The sequence below is a fragment of the Qipengyuania sp. HL-TH1 genome (assembly GCF_036365825.1).
Taxonomy (GTDB): Bacteria; Pseudomonadota; Alphaproteobacteria; order Sphingomonadales; family Sphingomonadaceae; genus Qipengyuania; species Qipengyuania profunda.
This window is the reverse complement of the sequence record NZ_CP142675.1, coordinates 2,987,548-3,008,234: the sequence shown is the minus strand read 5'-3', so window position 1 is coordinate 3,008,234 and position 20,687 is coordinate 2,987,548. Positions and strand designations below refer to the sequence as shown.

The 20,687-nt window shown below is 66.8% G+C and carries 28 protein-coding genes; 24 read left to right on the top strand and 4 right to left on the bottom strand.

What is annotated here, in order from left to right; all coding sequences use genetic code 11:
* Positions 1 to 23: 23 nt before the first annotated feature.
* Genes VWN43_RS15380 through VWN43_RS15370 form a run of 3 tightly spaced genes read left to right on the top strand, consistent with a single transcriptional unit; the run spans position 24 to position 2,001 of the window.
* On the top strand, positions 24 to 266 hold the full coding sequence (locus VWN43_RS15380) for an acyl carrier protein (RefSeq protein ID WP_253520564.1): 243 nt from the start codon (positions 24 to 26) through the stop codon (positions 264 to 266).
* On the top strand, positions 266 to 1,516 hold the full coding sequence (spt, locus tag VWN43_RS15375; protein ID WP_320181127.1) for a serine palmitoyltransferase: 1,251 nt from the start codon (positions 266 to 268) through the stop codon (positions 1,514 to 1,516). Before VWN43_RS15380 ends, spt begins: the two co-directional genes overlap by 1 nt.
* A gap of 53 nt (positions 1,517 to 1,569) precedes the next feature.
* Entirely contained in the window at positions 1,570 to 2,001 is a 432-nt protein-coding gene (locus VWN43_RS15370; RefSeq protein WP_320181128.1) for an OsmC family protein, read from the top strand.
* A 12-nt stretch (positions 2,002 to 2,013) separates the two neighbouring features.
* Here the strand turns inward: VWN43_RS15370 and VWN43_RS15365 are convergent, their stop codons facing one another.
* Positions 2,014 to 2,667, bottom strand: a complete 654-nt coding sequence (locus VWN43_RS15365) for a YqaA family protein (protein ID WP_320181129.1) — start codon at positions 2,665 to 2,667, stop codon at positions 2,014 to 2,016.
* Between the two features lie 237 nt (positions 2,668 to 2,904).
* Between VWN43_RS15365 and VWN43_RS15360 the strand changes: the two genes are divergently transcribed.
* From VWN43_RS15360 to VWN43_RS15355, 3 genes are read left to right on the top strand one after another with little or no spacing between them, the layout of a single operon-like run.
* Positions 2,905 to 3,414 (top strand): hypothetical protein, encoded by a 510-nt coding sequence (locus tag VWN43_RS15360; protein ID WP_320181130.1) that lies wholly within the window; start codon positions 2,905 to 2,907, stop codon positions 3,412 to 3,414.
* Positions 3,392 to 3,574: a hypothetical protein gene (locus VWN43_RS16365; RefSeq protein ID WP_420493557.1), complete on the top strand. Its 183-nt coding sequence runs from the start codon at positions 3,392 to 3,394 to the stop codon at positions 3,572 to 3,574. Before VWN43_RS15360 ends, VWN43_RS16365 begins: the two co-directional genes overlap by 23 nt.
* Positions 3,571 to 4,737 carry a DNA-packaging protein gene (locus VWN43_RS15355; protein WP_420493556.1) on the top strand — a complete coding sequence of 389 codons (1,167 nt, stop codon included), beginning with the start codon at positions 3,571 to 3,573 and terminating at the stop codon, positions 4,735 to 4,737. Before VWN43_RS16365 ends, VWN43_RS15355 begins: the two co-directional genes overlap by 4 nt.
* Positions 4,738 to 4,838: 101 nt before the next feature.
* Here VWN43_RS15355 and VWN43_RS15350 read toward each other — a convergent pair whose 3' ends face one another.
* Positions 4,839 to 5,138, bottom strand: a complete 300-nt coding sequence (locus tag VWN43_RS15350; RefSeq protein WP_320181132.1) for a GIY-YIG nuclease family protein — start codon at positions 5,136 to 5,138, stop codon at positions 4,839 to 4,841.
* 136 nt (positions 5,139 to 5,274) lie between these two features.
* On the opposite strand from VWN43_RS15350, the gene VWN43_RS15345 reads away from it, so the two are divergent.
* Entirely contained in the window at positions 5,275 to 6,420 is a 1,146-nt protein-coding gene (locus VWN43_RS15345; RefSeq protein ID WP_320181133.1) for a phage portal protein, read from the top strand.
* On the opposite strand, the gene VWN43_RS15340 is transcribed toward VWN43_RS15345, so the two are convergent.
* A complete protein-coding gene (locus tag VWN43_RS15340) occupies positions 6,406 to 6,609 on the bottom strand; it encodes a hypothetical protein (protein WP_320181134.1) in 204 nt (67 codons plus the stop codon). The two genes, VWN43_RS15345 and VWN43_RS15340, sit on opposite strands and share 15 nt — an antisense overlap.
* A 38-nt stretch (positions 6,610 to 6,647) precedes the next feature.
* Between VWN43_RS15340 and VWN43_RS15335 the strand changes: the two genes are divergently transcribed.
* From VWN43_RS15335 to VWN43_RS15255, 17 genes are all read left to right on the top strand, one after another.
* Positions 6,648 to 6,956: a DUF6127 family protein gene (locus VWN43_RS15335; RefSeq protein WP_320181135.1), complete on the top strand. Its 309-nt coding sequence runs from the start codon at positions 6,648 to 6,650 to the stop codon at positions 6,954 to 6,956.
* A 2-nt stretch (positions 6,957 to 6,958) separates the two neighbouring features.
* Complete coding sequence (locus VWN43_RS15330; protein ID WP_253523042.1) at positions 6,959 to 7,348, top strand: HK97 family phage prohead protease; 390 nt, start codon at positions 6,959 to 6,961, stop codon at positions 7,346 to 7,348.
* Positions 7,349 to 7,425: 77 nt separating this feature from the next.
* On the top strand, positions 7,426 to 8,559 hold the full coding sequence (locus tag VWN43_RS15325) for a phage major capsid protein (RefSeq protein WP_320181136.1): 1,134 nt from the start codon (positions 7,426 to 7,428) through the stop codon (positions 8,557 to 8,559).
* A gap of 85 nt (positions 8,560 to 8,644) precedes the next feature.
* The gene (locus VWN43_RS15320) at positions 8,645 to 8,935 is read left to right on the top strand and encodes a head-tail connector protein (protein ID WP_320181137.1); all 291 of its coding nucleotides are present in this window, start codon (positions 8,645 to 8,647) and stop codon (positions 8,933 to 8,935) included.
* A complete protein-coding gene (locus tag VWN43_RS15315) occupies positions 8,932 to 9,087 on the top strand; it encodes a hypothetical protein (protein WP_320181138.1) in 156 nt (51 codons plus the stop codon). Before VWN43_RS15320 ends, VWN43_RS15315 begins: the two co-directional genes overlap by 4 nt.
* Entirely contained in the window at positions 9,087 to 9,479 is a 393-nt protein-coding gene (gene gp17 / locus VWN43_RS15310) for a tail completion protein gp17 (protein ID WP_320181139.1), read from the top strand. The genes VWN43_RS15315 and gp17 overlap by 1 nt, the downstream gene beginning before the upstream one ends.
* 6 nt (positions 9,480 to 9,485) lie before the next feature.
* On the top strand, positions 9,486 to 9,893 hold the full coding sequence (locus VWN43_RS15305) for a phage major tail protein, TP901-1 family (RefSeq protein ID WP_253520590.1): 408 nt from the start codon (positions 9,486 to 9,488) through the stop codon (positions 9,891 to 9,893).
* On the top strand, positions 9,890 to 10,195 hold the full coding sequence (locus tag VWN43_RS15300; protein ID WP_253520592.1) for a gene transfer agent family protein: 306 nt from the start codon (positions 9,890 to 9,892) through the stop codon (positions 10,193 to 10,195). Before VWN43_RS15305 ends, VWN43_RS15300 begins: the two co-directional genes overlap by 4 nt.
* Positions 10,192 to 10,386, top strand: a complete 195-nt coding sequence (locus tag VWN43_RS15295) for a phage tail assembly chaperone (protein ID WP_320181140.1) — start codon at positions 10,192 to 10,194, stop codon at positions 10,384 to 10,386. The genes VWN43_RS15300 and VWN43_RS15295 overlap by 4 nt, the downstream gene beginning before the upstream one ends.
* Complete coding sequence (locus VWN43_RS15290; protein ID WP_320181141.1) at positions 10,379 to 10,954, top strand: tail tape measure protein; 576 nt, start codon at positions 10,379 to 10,381, stop codon at positions 10,952 to 10,954. The genes VWN43_RS15295 and VWN43_RS15290 overlap by 8 nt, the downstream gene beginning before the upstream one ends.
* Positions 10,955 to 10,964: 10 nt before the next feature.
* On the top strand, positions 10,965 to 13,277 hold the full coding sequence (locus tag VWN43_RS15285) for a DUF2460 domain-containing protein (protein WP_320181142.1): 2,313 nt from the start codon (positions 10,965 to 10,967) through the stop codon (positions 13,275 to 13,277).
* Entirely contained in the window at positions 13,274 to 14,089 is an 816-nt protein-coding gene (locus VWN43_RS15280) for a DUF2163 domain-containing protein (RefSeq protein ID WP_320181143.1), read from the top strand. Before VWN43_RS15285 ends, VWN43_RS15280 begins: the two co-directional genes overlap by 4 nt.
* On the top strand, positions 14,086 to 14,517 hold the full coding sequence (locus VWN43_RS15275; protein ID WP_330767687.1) for an NlpC/P60 family protein: 432 nt from the start codon (positions 14,086 to 14,088) through the stop codon (positions 14,515 to 14,517). Before VWN43_RS15280 ends, VWN43_RS15275 begins: the two co-directional genes overlap by 4 nt.
* Positions 14,505 to 16,694: a phage tail protein gene (locus VWN43_RS15270; protein ID WP_320181145.1), complete on the top strand. Its 2,190-nt coding sequence runs from the start codon at positions 14,505 to 14,507 to the stop codon at positions 16,692 to 16,694. Before VWN43_RS15275 ends, VWN43_RS15270 begins: the two co-directional genes overlap by 13 nt.
* Positions 16,695 to 16,706: 12 nt before the next feature.
* Positions 16,707 to 17,165 carry a DUF2793 domain-containing protein gene (locus VWN43_RS15265; RefSeq protein ID WP_320181146.1) on the top strand — a complete coding sequence of 153 codons (459 nt, stop codon included), beginning with the start codon at positions 16,707 to 16,709 and terminating at the stop codon, positions 17,163 to 17,165.
* Between the two features lie 190 nt (positions 17,166 to 17,355).
* A complete protein-coding gene (locus tag VWN43_RS15260) occupies positions 17,356 to 18,468 on the top strand; it encodes an OmpA family protein (RefSeq protein ID WP_320181147.1) in 1,113 nt (370 codons plus the stop codon).
* A 96-nt stretch (positions 18,469 to 18,564) separates the two neighbouring features.
* Entirely contained in the window at positions 18,565 to 19,092 is a 528-nt protein-coding gene (locus VWN43_RS15255; protein WP_320181148.1) for a superoxide dismutase family protein, read from the top strand.
* Between the two features lies 1 nt (position 19,093).
* Here VWN43_RS15255 and VWN43_RS15250 read toward each other — a convergent pair whose 3' ends face one another.
* Positions 19,094 to 20,683 carry an MFS transporter gene (locus tag VWN43_RS15250; protein WP_320181149.1) on the bottom strand — a complete coding sequence of 530 codons (1,590 nt, stop codon included), beginning with the start codon at positions 20,681 to 20,683 and terminating at the stop codon, positions 19,094 to 19,096.
* Between the last annotated feature and the right edge of the window lie 4 nt (positions 20,684 to 20,687).

Genomic DNA, 20,687 nt, shown 5'->3' with positions numbered 1-20,687 from the left:
CACAAGGATTGGAAACCCCCGCCATGGACCGAGCCACAGTCGACGCCAAGATCCGCGAACTGGCCGAACCCTTCAACAAGAAGGGTGTGGAGATCACCGAAGCGACCACTTTCGCCACCGATCTGGAATTCGACAGCCTGACCGTGATGGATTTCGTCGCCGCCATCGAGGACGAGTTCGACATCATCATCTCGATGAACCAGCAGGCCGAGATCGAAACCTACGGCCAGCTGGTCGATACCGTCACCCGGTTGCAGGCCGACTGATGAGCGAGGGCATTTCGCAACCCGACAAGCCGCAGGCGCTCGAGGGAGAGGGCAAGGACCTCTTCTCCAAGTTCGACGACATCATCGCGCTGCGCGAGGGGCTGTTGTCGGCCGGACAGGAAGATCCGTTCAACCTGGTAATGGAGAAGGTGCTCTCGCCGACCCGCGCGATCTGCAACGGGCGCGAGACGATCCTGCTCGGCACTTACAATTACATGGGCATGACCTTCGACCCCGACGTGGTCGAGGCGGGCAAGCAGGCGCTCGCCGATTTCGGCAGCGGGACGACCGGCAGCCGCGTTCTTAATGGGACGTACCAAGGTCATAAGGAAGTCGAGCAAGCGCTCATGGACTTCTATGCCATGGATCACGCGATGGTCTTCTCGACCGGCTACCAGGCCAATCTCGGGATCATCTCGACGATCGCCGGCAAGGGCGATTACATCATCCTCGACATCGACAGCCACGCCAGCATCTGGGACGGCTGCGCGATGGGCAATGCCGAAGTGGTGCCGTTCAAGCACAACGATATCGAGGCGATGGAAAAGCGCCTGCGCCGCGTTCCCGAAGGCGCGGGCAAGCTGGTGGTGCTGGAAGGCGTCTATTCGATGCTTGGCGATATCGCCCCGCTCAAGGAAATGGTCGCGGTCGCCAAGAAGTACGGCGCCATGGTGCTGGTCGACGAGGCGCATTCGATGGGCTTCATCGGCGAGAACGGGCGCGGCGTGGTCGAACAGGCCGGCGTGCTCGACGATGTCGATTTCGTTATCGGCACGTTTTCCAAGAGCGTGGGCACGGTGGGCGGCTTCTGCGTTTCCAACCACCCCAAGTTCGAAATTATGCGGCTGGTCTGCCGGCCCTATGTCTTTACCGCCTCGCTCCCGCCGAGCGTGGTGGCGACCGCCTGTGTCTCGATCCGCAAGCTGATGCACGGATCGAACAAGCGCGCGCATCTGTGGGAAAATTCCAAGACGCTGCACAAGGGGCTCAAGGAGCTCGGTTTCCAGCTCGGCACCGAGGAACCGCAAAGCGCGATCATCGCGGTGATCATGCCCGACCTCGAAAAGGGCGCGGCCATGTGGGAGGCGCTGATCAAGGGCGGTCTCTACGTCAATCTCGCCCGTCCCCCCGCGACCCCGGCGAACATGACCCTGCTGCGCTGCTCGCTCTGTGCCGAGCATAGCGAAGCCGAGGTCAGCGAGATCCTCTCGATCTTCGAAGCCGCGGGCAAGCAGGTCGGGATCATCTGATCCGGAACGAACTGACCCGATGAGGCGTCCCATGGTGGAAAGGAGATTCCACCATGAAGACGACCAATTCAGGCAGCGCGCGCTACGAGGGGCTGGGCAAGGACGGCAAGGGGCATGTCAGCACGCAATCGGGCGCGCTGAAAGACCAGCCCTATGGCTTCCAGACCCGGTTCGAGGATGCGGCGGGTACCAATCCCGAAGAGCTGATCGCGGCGGCGCATGCCAGCTGCTTCACCATGGCGCTGTCGTTCAAGCTGGCCGAGGCCGGCCATACAGACGGTTCGGTCGAAACCGAGGCCAAGGTGACGCTGGAAAAGGGCGATGATGGTTTCGCCGTCACCCGCTCTGCCCTGTCGACCAAGGCCAAGGTCCCCGGGCTCGACCAAGCGAAATTCGAGGAACTGGCGGCCGATGCCAAGGCCACCTGCCCGATCTCGAAGCTGCTCAACGCCGAAATTACGCTGGAAACCGCCTTCGAGGGCTGACCGGCAACGTGCTCAGGCGGCCGGGACCACCTCGGTCGCCTGCGCGCAGGGTCCGCCGTCTTCGCCTTCGCCTCCGCCCAGCTGCGTCAGCGCGATCACGCCGCCGACCACCAGCAGCACGAAGATCGTGGTCACCGTGCCGAGATATTCGTCGATCACGCGTTTGATCGGCGCGCCGAACACGCGGAACAGAATGCCCACGGTCATGAAGATCAGCGCGCGGGCAAACAGGCTGGCGAGCACGAAGGTGACGAGGTTCATGCCGATGAAACCGGCAGTGATCGTCAGCAGCTTGAACGGTACGGGCGTCGCGCCCGCAATCAGGATCGCTTCGAAATCATATTCGCGCAGATGGCAGGCGGCGATCGGGAATGCCTCGGCCAGCCCCAGCGCGCCGATCAGCCAGACGCCCACCGTGTCGTACAGCCCCCAGCCGATCGCATAGCCGAGCAGCGCGCCCGCGACCGATGCCAGCGTGCAGACCAGCGCGAACTTCACCGCCTTTTTCGGTTCGGCGAGGCACATCAGTCCGAGCAGCGGGTGCGGCGGGATCGGGAAAAAGGAGGATTCGACGAAGCTGAACAGCGCCAGCCACCACACCGCATGCGGGTGCGAGGCCTTGGCCATGGTCCAATTGTACAACCCGCGCAGCGGTTTCATGATCATGGTATTGGGGGAATCCCTGGCATCGCGTGATGCGGCGGGATTAGGCGAGCTCCGCAGCGTAGGCAAGCGCGACCGAATAACCTATTTGGTTCTTTTCTATTGACATCGTCACGCTGTTTGGGTACATACAAGGAACATCGCGATAGTGTGATTCACCGGCCAGCGGGCCGGAACGGGGCGGCCTTCGACGGGCCGCCCCTTGTCGTTTTGCGCTGCGCCCAATCGGAGGAACTCATCATGCCGAAGGCGGCCAAGGTCCGCACCAAGCGGACCAAGATCGCCGCCGCCTATCGGCGCGGCGAAAACGGCAAGCTCGACCGCCACTGGCGCGGTTTCTTTCTCGACCATCTGGCCGAGACGTCCAATGTGACCGCCGCCGCTGACTTTGCCGGAGTGAACCCCGCCCGCGCCTACAAGGTGCGCCGCGAGGATGCTGCATTCGCGCGCAAATGGTATGCCGCGCTGCTCGAAGGATATGAGCATCTTGAACTCGAAACGCTGCGGCGCCTGCGCGAAGGCGTGCCCGCCGATGGGCCCAGATTCGACATCGCCAATGCGCTGCGCCTGCTGACGCTGCACCGCGAGACGGTGGCGCGCGAGCGGACCCAGCTCGAAAATTCGGACGAGGCCAGCGTGCTCGCCTCGCTCAACGCCAAGCTGGAAGCCATGCGCCAGAACGAATTGGCGTTGCAGGCGGCGCTGGCCGAGGACGAAACCGATCCGGTTGACCCCGCCGATGCTGGGTGACGGGTTTCTCGACTGGCTGCGCAAACAGGACGACCGGACCAAGACCGGGCTCATAGCGCAGCTGGAGGAGCGCGAACGTACGCTGATCCGGCATGACTGGCCGCTCTGGCGGCGCGAGGCACAGTCCGCGCGCCGCGCGGCGCCTGGAATTGCTGGGTGATCTGCGCCGGGCGCGGCTTCGGCAAGACCCGCACCGGCGCCGAATGGGTGCGCGAATCCGCCATCCTCGATCCCGATGCGCGGATCGCGCTGGTTGCCGCCTCGCTTGGCGAAGCGCGCAGCGTGATGGTCGAAGGCGAAAGCGGGGTGCTGGCGATCTGTCCGCCGAACTACCGGCCGTTCTACGAACCCTCGCTCAAGCGGCTGACCTGGCCCAATGGGGCGATGGCCTTTCTCTATTCGGCCGCCGAGCCCGAAAGCCTGCGCGGCCCGCAGCACAGCCATGCCTGGTGCGACGAGATCGGCAAATGGCCGGGGGTGTCGGGCAAGGCCGAAGCGGCATGGGACAATCTGGCGATGGGGCTGCGGCTGGGCCTGCACCCCAAGGTGGTGGCCACCACCACTCCGCGCGCCACCGCTCTGGTACGGCGGCTGGTGGGCGAGGAAACCCGCGGGCTGGCGCATATCAGCCGCGGGACGACCTATGAAAACGCGGCCAATCTGCCGCCGCATTTCGTCGCCACGATTCGTGAGCGCTATGGCCATACCGCGCTGGGGCGGCAGGAGCTCGACGGTGTGCTACTCGAAGATGTCGAAGGCGCACTGTGGACGCGGGCGCTGCTCGAAGCCTGCCGCGACGACCGGGCCGGCGATCCGCTTCAGCGCGTGGTGGTCGGGGTCGATCCGCCCGCCAGCGACCGCGGCGACGAGTGCGGCATCGTGGTCTGCGGGCTGGATGCAGGCGGCATCGCGCAAGTGCTCGCCGATTGCTCGGTCGCGAAGGCCAGCCCCGAACGCTGGGCGCGCGCGGTGGCCGAAGCCGCACGCGGCTGGAATGCCGACCGCGTGGTGGCCGAGGCCAATCAGGGCGGGCAGATGGTCGCCAGCGTGCTGCGCGCCGCCGGTCTCGCGCTGCCGCTCAAGCTGGTCCACGCCTCCAGAGGCAAAGTTGCGCGCGCCGAACCCGTCGCCGCGCTCTACGAAGCGGGCCGGGTGCGGCACACGGGACTGTTCGCGCAGATCGAAGACCAGCTGTGCGGATTGATGGTGGGTGGCGGTTATGAAGGTCCGGGCAGGTCACCCGATCGCGCCGATGCGCTGGTGTGGGCGCTGAGCGAATTGATGCTGGGTCGGCGTCAGGAGCCGCGGGTTTGGCAGATATGAGAAGCAGCACTGGCCCGGATCAGGTCCGGGCCGACGAATGACGGGATGGGTACACCCTCGCCGTCGCCCCGGACCTGATCCGGGGCTGGTGCTTCTCATCGTCAAAGAATGACGTCGTAGAGGTCGTCCCAATCCGGATTCGCCTTTTCGATCAGCGCGAATTTCCATTCCCGGCGCCAGCGCTTCAGGCGCTTCTCATGCGCGATGCAGTCTTCGATCGTGTCGCCGCGCTCCGCCCAGACCAGCCGGGTCAGGCTGCGTCGGGCGCAATAATCCGAACCGGTGCCCTCGCGGTGCTGACTGACGCGGGTAGCAAGCGCGCTCGTCACGCCGACATAGAGTGCGCCGCGATAGCGGTTGGCCATGATGTAAACCCAGCCACCGAGCGGTTCGCAATCCATGTAGCCATTCAAGAAGGCAGCACCGGCCCGGGTCAAGCCCGGGCCGACGAATAGAAGAGCAGGTTCCTGAATTCCCGTTACCCCGGCCCCCGGTCCGGGCCCGTGCTTCCCACCGACATTTCAGCTGGAGAAATCCATGTCCTTCCTCACCAGTCTCGTCTCCGCCTTCAAGGGCGGGGGCGGATCGCGCGTGCCGGTTGCGCGCGGCTTCATCAGCCCCGGGGCGGCCGCTTTCGATGGCGGGCCGCTGGGGCGCAGTCCCTTCGATTATGCGCGCGAGGTGGCCGAGGCCGATCTCGCCAATCCGGTCGCGCAGCGCAGCGTGCGGATCGTCGCCGAGGGGGTCGGCAGTGCGCCGGTCGCCTGCGAGGACGACCGACTGGCGGGGCTGCTCGCCCGGTCCTGCGGTTCGCAGCCGCTGCTCGAAGTGCTCGCCGCGCAGCTCGCGCTCCATGGCAATGCCTATGTCCAGCTGATCCGCGATGGCGCGGGCGTGCCGGTCGAGCTGTTCCCGCTCCGGCCCGAGCGCGTGCAGGTGGTCGCGGGCGAGGACGGCTGGCCGACCGCCTATCGCTATGTGCTCGCCGATCGCACGCTGACGATCGCGCTGGAGGACGAGCACGGCTGGCCCAACATCATCCACCTGCGCGGCTTCCACCCGACCGACGACCATTATGGCGCGGGCTGTCTGGCCGCTGCCGCCCCCGCGGTGGCGGTGCACAATGCGGCGAGCGAATGGAACCGCGCGCTGCTCGCCAATGCGGCGCGGCCCAGCGGCGCGCTGGTCTATGCCGGTGAAGACGGCGGCGCGCTGAGCGCCGAACAGTTCGACCGGCTGAAGAGCGAATTGCAGGCGGCCTTCCAGGGGCATGGCAATGCGGGGCGGCCGATGCTGCTCGAGGGCGGGCTCGACTGGAAGGCGATGAGCCTCAGCCCCGCCGATATGGATTTCGCCACGCTGAAGGCCGCGGCCGCGCGCGACATTGCGTTGGCCTTCGGCGTGCCGCCGATGCTGCTCGGCCTGCCGGGCGACAACACCTATGCCAATTACCGCGAGGCCAACCGCGCGCTGTGGCGCCTCACGCTGCTGCCGCTGGCGGGCAAGATCCTCGATGGGCTGCACGAGGGGCTGAGCGACTGGTTCGCCGATGGCGCTAGCGTCGATCTCGACCGCGTCCCCGCGCTTGCCGAAGACCGCGAGCGGTTGTGGGCGCAGGTCAGCAGCGCCGACTTCCTGAGCACCGCGGAGAAACGCGCAATGCTCGGGCTAGAACGGCCATAGGGGCGGAACTTCGCCTGTGTAATTCTCGGTGAAGCTGCACTCGCCCCGATCGAAGTGGAAACTGCCGCCCGCATCTGCGCAGTCATCGGCCGCGAGAAAATCGATCGAATAGAGATAGCCCGCATAGGCGAGCACCCCCGCGGCCATGAGGCCCACGATCCAGAGACACCCCGATTTGAAGACCCGCATCGGCGCTTTCTGCCCGATTGCAAAGCGATAGGAAAGCCATGACCAGAGAAGACATGCTCGCGCGGCTGATCGCGCAGGCCCGCACCGAGGGGGGCGAGCTGATCACCCTGCGCGCGGTGGTCGAGGAAGCGAGCGAGCTGGGCGCGAGCCGGGTGCTCGACCGGCTCGGCCTCGCCGATCCGGGAGCGCAGGACGACCTTGGCGAATTGCGCGAACTGCTCTCGGCCTGGCGCGACGCCAAGGCGAGCGCGTGGAAGGCGGCCATCGAGTGGCTGGTGCGCGGGGTGCTCGCGCTGCTGCTGGTCGGCATCGCGGTCCGGCTTGGCGCCGCGGACATGCTCTCGTGAGCCTGCGGATTGCGGGCTATGCCGCGCTGTTCGACCTACCCGATGGCGCGCGCGACACGATCCGCCGCGGTGCCTTCACGCGCACCCTCGATGAGCGCGATGACCCCTACCCGCTCTATTGGCAGCACCGCAGCGACCAGCGCATCGGCTGGGTCGAGACCGCGGCAGAGGATGCGCGCGGACTGCGGATCATCGCCCGGATCGACCAGCCGCAGGGCCGCGCCGCCACGCTGCTGCGAACGCATGCGGTGAGCGGACTCAGCTTCGGCTACCGCGCCCGCCGCTTTCGCCAGACGCCGGGCGGCCGCGAGCTGGCCGAAATCGACCTGTTCGAGGTCAGCGTGGTCACGCACCCGCTGCAGCCGCAGGCGAGGATCCACCTCACCGCCTGACCGGCCCCAACGCTCAAGCCCACACCCCTCGCCGCCTTCCGGGCGGCTTTTTTGTGCCCTGAAGAAAGAGGACTCTTATGGATACCACTCCCCACGATCCCGCCGAAGCCAGCTTCGATATCGTAGCGCGCCAGGACAAGACCGAGGCCGATGTCGCCTCGGTGCGTAGCGATGTCGACGAGGTGAAAGCGCGCGTCGATAAGATCGGCCGCGCCGCGGCGCGCCCGGCAATCGGATCCACCGATGAGCCCGCGCCCGAAGTGAAAGGCTTTGTCGATGGCTATCTGCGCCGCGGATCGACCACCGAGATCAAGTCGCTCACGACCGGCGTCCCCGCCGATGGCGGCTATGCCGTGCCGCGCCAGATCGACGCGGCGATCGCCCGCGAACTGACCGCGATCAGCCCGATCCGCGCCATTGCGCAGGTCGTGCAGACGGGCAGCGCGGGCTATCGCAAGCTGGTGACCACCGGCGGCACCGCCAGCGGCTGGGTCAGCGAAACCACCGCGCGTCCCGAGACCGACACGCCGGAATTCGCCGAGATCGCGCCGCCCACGGGCGAACTCTATGCCAACCCGGCGGCCAGCCAGGCGATGCTCGACGATGCCGGCTTCGATCTCGAGAACTGGCTCGCGAGCGAGATTGCGCTGGAATTCGCCCGCGCCGAGGGGGCCGCCTTTATCGGCGGTTCGGGCACCAACCAGCCCCGCGGCTTCCTTGCCGCCCCCACCGCGACCACGGCGGATGACGCGCGCGCCTTCGGGACGCTGCAATATCTGGGCTCGGGCGCGTCGGACGGGCTGGGCAGTACGGCAGATACGCGGCTGATCGACCTGGTCCACACGCTCAAGGCGGGCCACCGGCAGGGGGCGAGCTTCGTGATGAATTCGGCCACGCTCGCCGAAGTGCGCAAGCTCAAGACCTCCGACGGCGCCTTCGTCTGGCAGCCGGGGCTGGTCGAGGGCCAGCCCGACCGCCTGCTCGGCTATCCGGTGGTCGAGGCCGAAGACATGCCCGATATCGGCGCGGGCACTTTCCCGATCGCCTTCGGCAATTTCCGCCACGGCTATCTGATCGCCGAACGCAGCGCGACGCAGGTGCTGCGCGATCCCTTCACCAACAAGCCCTTCGTCCACTTCTACGCCACCAAGCGCGTCGGCGGCCAGGTGCTCGATGGCAATGCGATCAAGCTGCTGAAGATCGAAGACTAGCAGCTGGCAGGCGGGGCTTTCCCCTGGCCCCGCCTGCCTTTCGTTTCCCGCAAGGCTTCCACCCTACGCCAGAGAAGGACCCCCCATGCCGACAGACCCGTCCGGCCAGCCGCTGGCCGAGCTCAAGCAGTGGCTGGCGATCAGCACCACGGGCGAGGATGCGCTGCTGCTCCGCCTGCTCGAAAGCGCGTGGCAAGTGTGCCTCCAGTTCACCGGCAGCGAGGCGGCGGAATGGGCCGAGCTCGACCCCGCGCTGCGTCACGGCATCGTGCGCTTCGCCGCGCATCAATATCGCGAGCGGGACGAAGGCCCTGCAGAGCGGTTGCCGAGCGCGATCGCCGCGCTGTGGCGCCCCTATCGCATGGTGCGGCTGTGAGCTTTGCCGCGCTCGCGCAGCGCCTGTCGCAGCGCGCCGCCCTGCTCGCCGCCGCGCGCGCCGAAGCACATCTCCAGGCCCACCGCGGATTTGGCGGCCAATGGCACCGCGCGCGGCAGCTGTGGCCGCTGTTCGGCCGGGGAGAGCGCTGATGGAAATCGCCTTTCGCACCGCGCTCGTCGCCTGGCTCCGCGCCGATCCCCTCCTCGCCGACATGCTCAATTCGATCGAGGAGGCCGGACCGGTCGCCGCCAGCCCGCCGCATCTCGCGCTCGTCGCCAGCGCCGCTGCCGACTGGTCGACCAAGACCGCACGCGGCCGCGAAATCCGCCTTGCGCTCGAGCTGGTCGGACGCAGCGACGATCCTGCGCAGACCGCGGCCCTCGCGCTGCGGGTGGAGCAGCGCATCGCCACGCTCGCCCCGCAGCAGGAGGGGTACCGGATCGTCGTCACCCAGTTCCTGCGCAGCCGCGTCGAACGCCGCCGCCGCGGCCTGCGCGCGGTGCTGCTCGAATATCGCTTCTCGCTTCTCGAAACGGAGTAACCCGACATGACCGCCCAAAAAGGTGCCGCCTTCCTCCTCAAGATCGGCGATGGCAATTCGCCCATCGCCTACGAAACCGTCGCCGGCCTGCGGACCACGCAGATGACCGTCAATGGCGATACGGTGGTGGTGACGCACAAGCAGAGCGGCGGCTGGCGTGACCTGCTGTCGGGCGCGGGAACGCGCTCGGTCTCGGTCTCGGCCTCGGGCATCTTCCTCGGCTCGGATGCCGAGGGCAGCGTACGCGGCCATGCGCTTGCCGGTACGCTCGCCAATTACGAGCTGAGCTTCGAGGACGGCGCCAAGATGCGGGGCCAGTTCCTTGTCCAGCGGCTCGACTACGCCGGGGATTTCAATGGCGAGCGGACCTATGCGCTGCAGCTCGAAAGCTCGGGCGAGGTGGTCCCCGCATGAGCAATCCGGTTCGCGGCGAAGCCACACTGACCATCGCCGGCGAGGCGCATTTGCTGCGCCCGAGCTTCGACGCGCTGGTGCGCGCGGAGGAGGAGCTGGGTTCGCTGTTCGCACTGGTCGACCGCGCGGGCGAAGGCCAGCTCCGGCTGGCCGAGATCGCCGGCCTGTTCTGGCATTGCCTTGCCGATCGCGGCGAGCTGACCCGCGCGGAGGTGGGGCAGGCGGTGCTCGACCGGGGCCTCGCCGCCTCGGCCGCGCCGCTGCGTGCGCTCCTCGGCGAAATCCTCAAAGGGTCGGGATGAGCACGACTTTCGCAGCGCAGGCCGTCCGGCTGGCAGCGCTGGCGGCGGCGCATATGCGCTGGACGCCGCCGGTGTTCTGGGCCGCGACGCCCTCCGAACTCGCCGCCAGCCTTGCCCCGCCCCTTTCCGCCGACACCTCTCCCACGCGCGCCGAAATCGCGGCGCTGATCGAACGAGATGCCCATGGATGACGAAATCGACGAGCTGATCGTCGCAGTGCGCGCTGATACGCAGGGTTTTGCCGCCGACATGCGCGCGATGCGCAGCGAGTTCGACACCACTGTGCTGGGCGGGTTCGAACGCGCGGGCAAGGTACTCGAACGCGGGCTGCTTTCGGCAATCCGCCAAGGCAGTCTTGGCTTCGACGACCTGCAACGCGTCGCCGCCGGCGTGCTCGATCAGATCGCGGCGCAGGCGCTCCGCCTCGGGCTCGATTCGCTGTTCGGCGGAAGCGGCGGCGGCGACGGACTTGGCAATCTGGTCGGCGGGGCGCTGGGCGCCTTGTTCGGCCTGCCCGGCCGCGCCACCGGCGGGCTGGTCGCGCCCGAGCGGCCCTATCTCGTCGGCGAACGCGGCCCCGAACTGTTCGTCCCGGCCAGCGCCGGCCGGGTGGAAGCCAGCGTTCCACACGGCCAGGCCCGGCCCGACGTCCGCGTCGCGATCAACCTGGCCGCCCCGCGTGGCACTGCCGTCCCCGTCGCGCTCCAGCGCTCCTCGCGCCAGGTCGCGAGCGCGGTACGGCGCGCGCTCTCGGTCTAGGAGACCCGCCATGTCATTCTGGCTTGCCCGCGACCGCAAGGGGCAGCATTCCGACTATATTCAGCGCTTCGACCCGCGCTTCTGGACGATCAATTTCCCGCGCCCGATGATGGCCAGCGTGGTCACCACCGCGCCCGATGCGCTGCGCGTGGATTGCACATTCTTCCACGAAGGCGAACTGGCGGGACTGATCTGGGAGAGCGAAGACCGGCTCGACCATCCGCTGCTCGCCTATGAAACGCACCGCGATTACGCCCATTGCGTACTGCGCTTTCGCTGGCGCAGCGGCGGGGTGCTGGCGCTCGATGTGCCGCATGGACCGACGCTGACGATCGAAGGCCGCGATGCCGCAGGCCAGCCGCGGGCCTGGTATGTCCGCCTGTGGAACTATGCCAGCGGCGCACCCAGCGATGCGCAGATCGAATTGCCCTTTTCTTCGCTGCAATCGGGCTATGGCCTGCCCGGCGAGGCAGTTCATCCCGCCGATATCGACCGCATGTTCATCAGCCTTGTCCCGCAAGGCTATATCGAGGGCAGCGAGGCGGTGCTTTCCGCACCGATCGATGGCTGGGCGGAGCTGACCGCGCTCTCCTGCGAGGGAGAGAATGCCTCGCTCGAAATCGGCGATGTCCTGATCCCTGCGCATGGCGAGCAGATCGCCACCGCCTATGATGACAGCTTCAACCAGACGCCCGCGCGCCTGCTGCGCAATATCGAGGGCCTCGGCTATCGCGGGCGGATCGTCCACTATGTCGGGATGAGCCATTATTTCCGGCTCGAGCCGCTGGGCGGCGCGCATTACGTCAGCCTTGCCGGCGGTGTGCTCAACGCCCCTTGCGAGGCTTGGCACCGCGCCTATGCCGCCGCCGCGCGCGAGCACGGTTTCGACCTGATCTGGTCGCTATCCTACGAATTGTTCGATGCGCATTGCTGGAACGACTGGAAGCAGCGCGCGCCCGATGGATCGCCAGCCCTGACCGGCTGGGTGCCGCCTTCGACACTGCTGTCGCCCGCGCATGGCGGCGCGATGGCCTATCTGCAGCAGGTCGCGCGCGCCTTCGTCACCATCGCGCAGGACGCGGCATTGCCGGTGCTGTTCCAGATCGGCGAGCCATGGTGGTGGACCGTTCCCGCGACCGGTGCCCCCTGTCTCTACGACGCCAGCGCGAAGGCTGCGCTGGGGGGCGACCCGGTGACGATCGCGTCCTTGCGCGGCCCGCTCGACCCGGCGCAGGTCGCGCTGCTCGATGCGGCGGGACAAGTGCTGGCGGATTCGACGCTGGCACTGGCCGATGCGGTGCGCGACGCGGCGGACGGGCAGGCCGAGATTTTACTGCTGACCTTCACGCCGACCGTCCTCGATCCGGCCACCCCCGAGGCCTGGCGCGCCAATATGCCCACCGGCTGGCGATACCCCGCCTTCGACCGCCTGCAGCTGGAAGATTACGACTGGCTGACGGCAGGTGCCGAGGCCGCGCGGCGCCGGGCGCATGCCTTCGTCGACCGGCACCTGGCCTATCCGGCTGCTGCGACCGACTATTTCTCAGGTTTCGTGCTCGCCCCCGAAGATAGCGAGGAGTTCTGGTCGCTGATCGACCATGCGCTCGATGAGGCGCGAGCGCGCGGCGTGTCGCAGCGCTTCGTCTGGGCGCTGCCGCAGGTCGCGCGCGATGGTTACACCCGCCTGCCTCCCGGAGACGACGAGATGATCCCCTTCGACGATGTCGCCTATCCCCTTGCACTTGGCCGCGATGCCGCGGCGAGCCCGGAGTTTTCAACCTCGGTCGCAGTCACCGCATCGGGCTATGAGCATCGCAATGCGCTGTGGTCCGATGCGCGCATGCGCTACGATGTCGGCCCCGGTATCCGCTCCGAGGCAGAGCTGGGCACGCTGATCGCCTTCTTCCGCGCGCGCTACGGCCCGGCACGCGGGTTCCGGCTGCGCGATCCGTTCGATTTCAGCTCGAACGCGATGACCGGCATACCGGCTGCGACCGACCAATTGCTCGGCACTGGCGATGGCGCGGCCAGCCGCTTCCGCCTGGTCAAACACTATGGCGCGCAGCAACGCCCGATCACGCGCACTGAAAGGGGCAGCATCCGCGTCGCGGTCGAGGGTGTCGAAACCGCCGACTGGACCCTGGAGCACGGGGGCTGGATCGTCTTCGACACCGCCCCGCCCGATGGCGCAGCGATCACCGCGGGTTTCCTGTTCGATGTGCCGGTGCGCTTTGCCGAGGACCGGCTGGATGTCAGCGGCCTCTCCTTCGCCGCGGGAGAAGCGCCTTCGGTCCCGCTGATCGAAGTGCGCGAGGCCGCATGAGCAGGATATTTTTCGCCAATGAGCTCGAAACCGCCGCGACCTGGTGGCGCATCTATCGCCGCGACGGGGTAACGCTGGGTTTTACCACGCATGATCGCGATCTGTGGTTTGGCGGCATCCGCCACTGCGCCGCGCCGGGCATGCTGCCCTCGGCCATCCGCCGCACCGCCGGCTTCGAGGACGATCCCGGCGATGTCGCAGGCGCGCTCAGCCATGCTTCGGTGCGCGCAGAGGATCTTGCCAGCGAGCGCTTCGACGGCGCGCGCGTGGAAAGCGGGATCGTCGATTGGGAAACCTGCGCGAGCGCCACGCTCTACGTCGGCTCGATCGCGAGCGTGAGGCGCGAAGGCGCGGGTTTCAAGGCCGAGCTCGTCTCGGCCAAGGCGCGGTTGGCCGGGGATACGATCCCCCTCTCGAGCCCCTCGTGCCGGGCGCATTTCTGCGGGCCCGGCTGCGGCCTCAACCCGGTTGCCTTCGAAACTCGCGTACGGGTTGTCGCGGGCGATGCCGATACCAATTCGCTGCGCGTCGATCTGGCGGAGACGTGGCCCTATCGATACGGCGAACTGCGCTGGCTCGACGGACCCGCGACCGGTCTTTCGGCCCAGATTATCGACGCGGTGGGCGACACGCTAACGCTTGCCGAGCGCATCGAGCCGGAGCTGCCTGTGGGCCTGCGCGTCCGGCTGCGCGAGGGCTGCGACCGGACCATCGCCACCTGCACATCGCGTTTCGGCAATGCAGTCAACTTCCGCGGCGAACCCTTCCTCCCCGGCAATGACATGCTCGCGCAATATCCGGTCGCGCGGTGAGCGCGCGTGGCGCCGATCTTGCCAGTGCCGCCCAGGCACTGGTGGGAGTACCGTTCCGGCTACACGGGCGCGAGCCTGCGACGGGGCTCGATTGCCTCGGACTTGTCGGGCGGGCGCTGGAGGATTGCGGAAGGAGCGTGCGCTATCCGCAAGGTTACCGGCTTCGCAACACCGATATCGCGCCGTGGCTGGGCTTCGCCGCGCGCAATGGTTTGCGCAGCTGTGCCGACCCCGTCCGGCGGGGCGATGTCCTGCTGATGCAGCCCGGACCCGCGCAGCACCACCTGCTGATCGCGCTCGGCGACACGCGCTTCGTCCATGCGCATGCCGGGCTGCGGCGCGTCGTCATCCAGCATTTCCCATCCCCTCAGCCGCCGCTGGCGCAGTGGCGGCTCGATCCCGATCCGGAGCAGATATGGCAACGCTAGTACTCGGAGCGATCGGCACGCTGGTCGGCGGACCGCTGGGCGGTGCGATCGGCGCCACGCTTGGCCACGGGCTCGATTCGATGATCATCGGTTCGCCACGCCGCGAAGGCCCGCGGCTGAAAGAGCTCGCCGTCAGTACCTCGAGCTACGGCCGGCCGATCCCCGCGCTTTACGGCAAGGTGCGCGCGCCCGGCACGATCATCTGGGCGACCGATCTCAAGGAGCAGCGTGAACGCAGCGGCGGCGGCAAGGGCAAGCCGAAGACGACGACCTACAGCTATTCGATTTCGCTCGCCGTGGCGCTATCGAGCCGTCCGATCGACCGGATCGGGCGGATCTGGGCCGATGGCAATTTGCTGCGCGGTCGCGGAGGCGATCTCAAGACCGGCGGCACGCTGCGCACCTATACCGGGCATGGAGACCAGCGGCCCGATCCGCTGATGGCCGCTGATGTCGGCCCGCAATGCCCCGCCCATCGCGGCTGTGCCTATGTGGTGTTCGAGGATCTCGCGCTCGAGGATTTCGGCAACCGCATCCCCGCGCTCAGCTTCGAAGTTTTTGCGGGCACCGCCGCGCATATGGTCAGGGAAATCGCCGGGCGGCATGGCATGGAGAGCCGGCAAGCGGCCTTTCCCGCGCTCGAGGGCTTCGTGCACGAGGGCGGCACTCCGGCTGCGGTGCTGACGCTGGTCGACCGGCTCAGACCGCTCGCAGCGATTTCGCGCGGCGGGCAGGTCCGCCTTGATGGTATCGCGGCACCCGAAGGCGAAATTCCGACGCTGCCGCCGGCAATCGCATGGGAGGGAGGCGATTTCGGCCAGGAGGACGGCACCGCGCTCGCGCGCAGCTCGCCAGCTGGAAGCAGACTGACGGCCTTGCGCTATTACGATCCCTCGCGTGACTATCAGCCCGGGCTGCAGCGGGCAGGTGGGACGGAGCCGGGAGCGGCAAGCCAAGTGCTCGAGTTTCCGGGCAGCCTGTCGGCAAGCCATGCGCAGTCGCTGCTCGTCCAAGCCGCCAGCCGCGAGCAACAGCGCGGTGAAACACTCTCCTGGCGGATGAGCGAAATCGATCCCGAGCTTGGCCCGGGCAGCATCGTACGCGCTCCCGGCCTTTCGGGCCTGTGGCAGATATCCGGTTGGGAATGGCGCGAAGGCGGGGTCGAGCTCGAGCTGATTCGCCATGTCCTTCCGAACGGAGCCAACCGCACGGCCGATGCCGGGACGGCATGGGCGCCGCGTGACCGGCTTGCGGTCGGCACCAGCCTGCGCGTGTTCGAACTTCCCTGGGACGGTAGCGGGGCGAGCGGATCGATCCAGCGGTTCGCCGCGGTCGGCGCGCCGACCGGGCGCTGGTCCGGCGCCGCGCTGTATGAGCTTGCGGGCAATGCGCTCGTCCCGCTGACGGAGAGCGGCCCCGTTCGCGCCGTGAGCGGAAGCTTGGTCGTATCACTTGGGGCCAGCCCGAGTTTGCGGTTCGAGGGCTCGGCATCGATACGGGTCGCGCTGGAGGATCGCGAGGCCGAACTCGAACCTGCCACGCCCAACGCTATCGCGCGCGGAGACAACCGCCTGCTGGTAGGGAGCGAGATCGTCCAGTTCGCGCAAGCCCAACCTGTCGGCGATGGCGTCTGGGAGCTTACCGGATTGCTGCGCGGCCGCGGCGGTACCGAGATCGAGGCTTTGGCGGGGCATATGCCCGGCACGCTGGTCACGCTGCTCGATGATCGTCTGGTCGAACTGCCTGCCCCGCTCGCCCTGGGCGAAGGGAGCGAACTGGCCGCCATCGGATCCGCCGATCCCGATCCGGTGGTCGCGCCGCTCGAGAACGGGGGCAGGACCCGGCGTCCCCTGTTCCCGGTCCAACCACGAGTGCATGCGACGCCGGAAGGTGGCCTGATCCTCAGTTGGACTCGCCGTGCGCGCGGCGGCTGGAGCTGGCTCGACGAAGTCGAGCAACCGCTTGTCGAACAGGCGGAAGCCTATGAGGTAGGGCTCGGCGATCCGGACAAGCCGCAAAGGCTCTGGGCAACCCCTGCGCCGCACCTGCACCTGGCGCCCGCAGAGATCGCCGTGCTTTCTTCGCTCCATCCCGGACAGTCATTGTGGGTCCGGCAAAAGGGCAGCTTCGCGCTCTCGGCCCCGCTCCATCTCACCCCCATTCCCGCATCCAGCTGACAGGATATTGCGATGACCGAGCCCGTTGCCTTCGACACCACGACTCCGCGCCAGGCGCTCCCCATGTTGGTGGCGGGGCAGGCGCAGAAAGAATTTTTCGTCAACGAAGCTTTCGCGCGGATCGATGCACTGCTCCATCCCGTCGTCGAGGGCGTGGCCAGCACACCACCGGCATCCCCCGCGCCTGGAGAGAGCTGGGTCATCGCCGATCCGGCCAGTGACGAATGGGCAGGCCATGCCCATGCATTGGCCAGCTGGGACGGCGCACAATGGACCTTTTGCGCCCCTACCGAGGGCATGCAGGTCTTCGACCGCACGCTCGGAGCGCGCCGGGCCTTTCTTGGATCATGGCAGTCTCCGACGCGGCCCGCCCAACCCACGGGCGGGACCGTAATTGACACCGAGGCACGCGCAGCGGTCACCGCCATTATCGGCATGCTTGCAACACTTGGGGTTATTCCGCCAGAATGACGGGAACCGCAGGCCCCCACTGTCGTTCGGCTGTCACGGAAGGGGTCCACACGACGGAACTCGTTCTCATCGTGCGGGAAAGGCGGTATTATTACCACAGTTCCTGGCGATTGTTTGCTTGCCACCTTTGGGGTAGAAAGTTAGATATGTTCCACTCGGTGGCTCCAATTCGCAAAAAGGGGAAACTATAATGCGGAAATTCGTCATAGGAATGGCGATGGCCTCTACGGCCCTTGCATCGCCTGCCCTGGCAAAAGACGACAGCTGGTATATCGGCGCCGAATTCGGCTCGATGCTTGTCGAAGATGCCGATTTCGACATCAATGATACGGCCGAAGCGCACGAAGTCAGCCATGACTTCGGCTTCGACGGCGGCGGCTACGTCGGCTACGACTTCGGCGGTTTCCGTCTGGAAGCCGAAGTCAGCTATCGCCAAGCCGATGTCGATGGCATCACAGTCGGTACGCCTGGCCTGACCTACGGTCCTGGCTCGGTTGCTCCAGCAGGCTTCTACGATGTTAGCGGTGACGTTAACGCGCTTTCGTTCATGCTCAACGGCCTGCTGGACTTCGGTCCTGACGACGGCCTGCAGGGCTATGTCGGTGGCGGTGTCGGCGTTGCTCGTACCAGCTACGAAGTGACCCCCTACTCCAACCTAGCATCGTCGATCGACGATTCGGACAGTGGTCTTGCTTGGCAGGTTCTCGCTGGCGTGCGCGCTCCGCTGACCGACAATGTCGACGTTGGCCTGCGCTATCGTTACTTCAACGCGGAAAGCGTGGAACTGGTCGATCTGGGCGGTAACTCGCTGGAAGACACTTTCACCAGCCACTCGCTGATGGGTACGTTGTCCTACAACTTCGGTGAGCCGGCTGCTCCGCCGCCGCCTCCGCCCCCGCCGCCGCCGCCGCCTCCCCCGCCGCCTCCGCCCCCGCCGCCGCCGGCGCCGGTTTGCGAGACGGGTCCGTACATTGTCTTCTTCAACTGGGACAAATCGGACATCACTCCGGAAGCAGCGACGATCCTCGACAACGCGGTTTCGGCCTACGCCAACTGCGGCACTGCCGCAGTCATGCTGGCTGGTCACACCGACCGTTCGGGTTCGACGACCTACAACATGGGTCTCGCCGAGCGTCGTAACGCTTCGGTCCGCGGTTACCTGAGCTCGCGCGGTATTCCGGATACCCGGATCACCAGCGAAGCCTTCGGTGAATCGCAGCCGCGCGTTCCGACTGCCGACGGTGTTCGCGAACTGCAGAACCGTCGCGTCGAAATCACTTACGGTCCGGGTTCGGGCATGTAAGCGAGGCGACACGCCAAAAACACGAAAGGGGCCGGAGCAATCCGGCCCCTTTTTCGTTGGCTAGAGTAGATCGCCGTTCAATTCGAAAGGATCGCCATGTCATCCCGTCTTCTGTTGCCTTCGCTCGCCGCCCTGCTCATGGCAGGCTGCACCACGGTCGACGACCTGCCGAGCAACCGCATTGGCGAAACAACGCTGTATTTCGCCAACGGCTTGCCTGCCGGAACCGTCCAATTGTTGAGCAATGGCCAGACCGTCTCCGTGGCGATCGCCGCAGCCGGCATGTCGCAAGGCGAGCACGGGTTCCACTTGCATACGACAGGTGCATGCACTGCCCCCGACTTCACCAGCGCTGGGGGCCACCTCAATCCCGGCATGGCCACACATGGCTCGATGTCGCCCGGCGGAAAGCATCTGGGCGATATGCCCAATCTGACCATTGGCGCCAATCGGACCGGCACGGCCGAGGTCGCTCTGGACGGGAACGCCCGCGATGTGATCGATGATATTTTCGACGCCGACGGCACGGCTGTCGTCGTTCACGCAGGTGCCGACGATTACCGCACCGACCCCGCCGGCGACGCCGGTGCCCGGATTGCCTGCGGAGTGCTGAAGCCGGTCTAGTCTAGATCGGCTCGCCTGCCGCACGAGCGCGTTCGACCACGCTTGCCGCTGCCTGCGGTACCAGCTTCAGCGCTGCGATGAGCAGGACCAGACCGAACGGAGCGGCAACCAGCGTCGACAGCACGCCAAGCGACAGATCATCGCCATTGGTCGCCGAGACATAGCCGGCCATGAATGGGCCAAGCCCTAGCCCGATGAGTGTCGTCGCCAAGAAGAAGGTAGCGGTCGCCAGCCCGCGCATACGCGGCAGCACCAGCGCCTGGCTCGATGCGGCAGCCGCGCCCAGCGCCGCAGCGCTGAGCATCTGCGCCAGGAAGGCCCCGATATAGAACAGCACGACATCGTCGGTCGTATAGGCCAGCCACATGGCGGGTAGCGGCGTAACCAGCCCGAACAGGATGACCCACACGCGCCCGGCGGGACGGCGTTCGAGCAGGTAGTCGGCCATACGCCCCCCGAGGATCACGCCGAGGAAGCCGGCGACTGCCGCAGGGGCGCCGAGGAACCACCCCAGATCGGTCTTGTTCACGCCCAGCGCGCGCTCGGCATAGGGCGCGCCCCAATAGGAGGCGGCATAGGCGGTGAAGGCGACCGTCCCGTAGCCAAGAATGATGCACAGGAAGGCAGGCGAGCCCCAGGTCAGCTTGAAGGTCGGCAAATCGCGTGCGCGCAGGCCCATCGCCCAGCTGAAAACAGCGTAATAACCGACCCCCAGGAACAGCCATTGTTCGAACACGCCCGTCAGGCGCCACAGGGTCCAGGCGAGCGCCGCAAAGAAGGCCGCCCCCAGCAGGTTCAATACCAATGCCCCGGTTCCGCGCGCCGCGGCTCCGAAGATGGTGAACGGCGGAATGACCTGGAAAAGCTCGCGGAAGAAACCGCGGAAGGGCTCGGGATCCTCGGGCGTCATCAGACCGTCGATCGCGCCGCGCACCGGTTCGCGCAGCGTCAGCACCCAAAGTGCCAGTGCCAGCCCCGGGAGCCCAACCGAGAGGAAGGCCGCCTGCCAACCGACCAGCCCCAGCGGCCCGCCATCGGGGTACGCCGCGTTCCAGTTCTCGACCACCAGGCCGCCGATCAGCAGCGAAATGCCGCCGCCGATATAAAGGCCCGACGAATAGATCGCGAGGGCAGTGGCGCGCAGGCGTGCCGGAAACCAATCCGAGATCAGTGAATAGGCCGAAGGGCTGGCGGTTGCCTCGCCCACACCCACGCCGATCCGCGCCACGGTCAGCGTCGTCGCGTTCTTCGCGAAGCCGGACAGCGCGGTCATGGTCGACCACAGCGCCAGGCCGATGCTCATCAGGCGGATGCGTTTCCAGCTGTCCGCGAGCCGGCCCAAAGGGATCCCGAAGAGCGCGTAGAAGACCGCGAAGGCGGTACCGTAAAGGAATCCGAGATAGTCATCCTCGACACCGAGATCGGCCTTGATGTCATTGGCCAGGATCGAGAGGATCTGGCGGTCGATAAAATTCAGGACGTAGATCAGGACCAGGACGCTGAGGGCATACCAACTGTATGCCGGGACCTTGTCCGCCCCGACGCCGGTTGCTGCTTCGGTCGGCGCGGCGGCGTCGTTGGCTTGGCTCAATTCC

Excerpts from the sequence above, each read along its gene's own strand:
- gp17 (WP_320181139.1), top strand. The coding sequence starts at position 9,087 with ATGGAAATCGCCTTTCGCACCGCGCTCGTCGCCTGGCTCCGCGCCGAT.
- VWN43_RS15300 (WP_253520592.1), top strand. The coding sequence starts at position 9,890 with ATGAGCAATCCGGTTCGCGGCGAAGCCACACTGACCATCGCCGGCGAG.
- VWN43_RS15360 (WP_320181130.1), top strand. The coding sequence starts at position 2,905 with ATGCCGAAGGCGGCCAAGGTCCGCACCAAGCGGACCAAGATCGCCGCC.
- VWN43_RS15325 (WP_320181136.1), top strand. The coding sequence starts at position 7,426 with ATGGATACCACTCCCCACGATCCCGCCGAAGCCAGCTTCGATATCGTA.
- VWN43_RS15290 (WP_320181141.1), top strand. The coding sequence starts at position 10,379 with ATGGATGACGAAATCGACGAGCTGATCGTCGCAGTGCGCGCTGATACG.
- VWN43_RS15370 (WP_320181128.1), top strand. The coding sequence starts at position 1,570 with ATGAAGACGACCAATTCAGGCAGCGCGCGCTACGAGGGGCTGGGCAAG.
- VWN43_RS15340 (WP_320181134.1), bottom strand. The coding sequence starts at position 6,609 with ATGCGGGTCTTCAAATCGGGGTGTCTCTGGATCGTGGGCCTCATGGCC.
- VWN43_RS15350 (WP_320181132.1), bottom strand. The coding sequence starts at position 5,138 with ATGGATTGCGAACCGCTCGGTGGCTGGGTTTACATCATGGCCAACCGC.
- VWN43_RS15345 (WP_320181133.1), top strand. The coding sequence starts at position 5,275 with ATGTCCTTCCTCACCAGTCTCGTCTCCGCCTTCAAGGGCGGGGGCGGA.
- VWN43_RS15270 (WP_320181145.1), top strand. The coding sequence starts at position 14,505 with ATGGCAACGCTAGTACTCGGAGCGATCGGCACGCTGGTCGGCGGACCG.
- VWN43_RS15380 (WP_253520564.1), top strand. The coding sequence starts at position 24 with ATGGACCGAGCCACAGTCGACGCCAAGATCCGCGAACTGGCCGAACCC.
- VWN43_RS15280 (WP_320181143.1), top strand. The coding sequence starts at position 13,274 with ATGAGCAGGATATTTTTCGCCAATGAGCTCGAAACCGCCGCGACCTGG.
- VWN43_RS15260 (WP_320181147.1), top strand. The coding sequence starts at position 17,356 with ATGCGGAAATTCGTCATAGGAATGGCGATGGCCTCTACGGCCCTTGCA.
- VWN43_RS15305 (WP_253520590.1), top strand. The coding sequence starts at position 9,486 with ATGACCGCCCAAAAAGGTGCCGCCTTCCTCCTCAAGATCGGCGATGGC.
- VWN43_RS15295 (WP_320181140.1), top strand. The coding sequence starts at position 10,192 with ATGAGCACGACTTTCGCAGCGCAGGCCGTCCGGCTGGCAGCGCTGGCG.
- VWN43_RS15285 (WP_320181142.1), top strand. The coding sequence starts at position 10,965 with ATGTCATTCTGGCTTGCCCGCGACCGCAAGGGGCAGCATTCCGACTAT.
- VWN43_RS15320 (WP_320181137.1), top strand. The coding sequence starts at position 8,645 with ATGCCGACAGACCCGTCCGGCCAGCCGCTGGCCGAGCTCAAGCAGTGG.
- VWN43_RS15255 (WP_320181148.1), top strand. The coding sequence starts at position 18,565 with ATGTCATCCCGTCTTCTGTTGCCTTCGCTCGCCGCCCTGCTCATGGCA.
- VWN43_RS15335 (WP_320181135.1), top strand. The coding sequence starts at position 6,648 with ATGACCAGAGAAGACATGCTCGCGCGGCTGATCGCGCAGGCCCGCACC.
- VWN43_RS15365 (WP_320181129.1), bottom strand. The coding sequence starts at position 2,667 with ATGATCATGAAACCGCTGCGCGGGTTGTACAATTGGACCATGGCCAAG.
- VWN43_RS15265 (WP_320181146.1), top strand. The coding sequence starts at position 16,707 with ATGACCGAGCCCGTTGCCTTCGACACCACGACTCCGCGCCAGGCGCTC.
- spt (WP_320181127.1), top strand. The coding sequence starts at position 266 with ATGAGCGAGGGCATTTCGCAACCCGACAAGCCGCAGGCGCTCGAGGGA.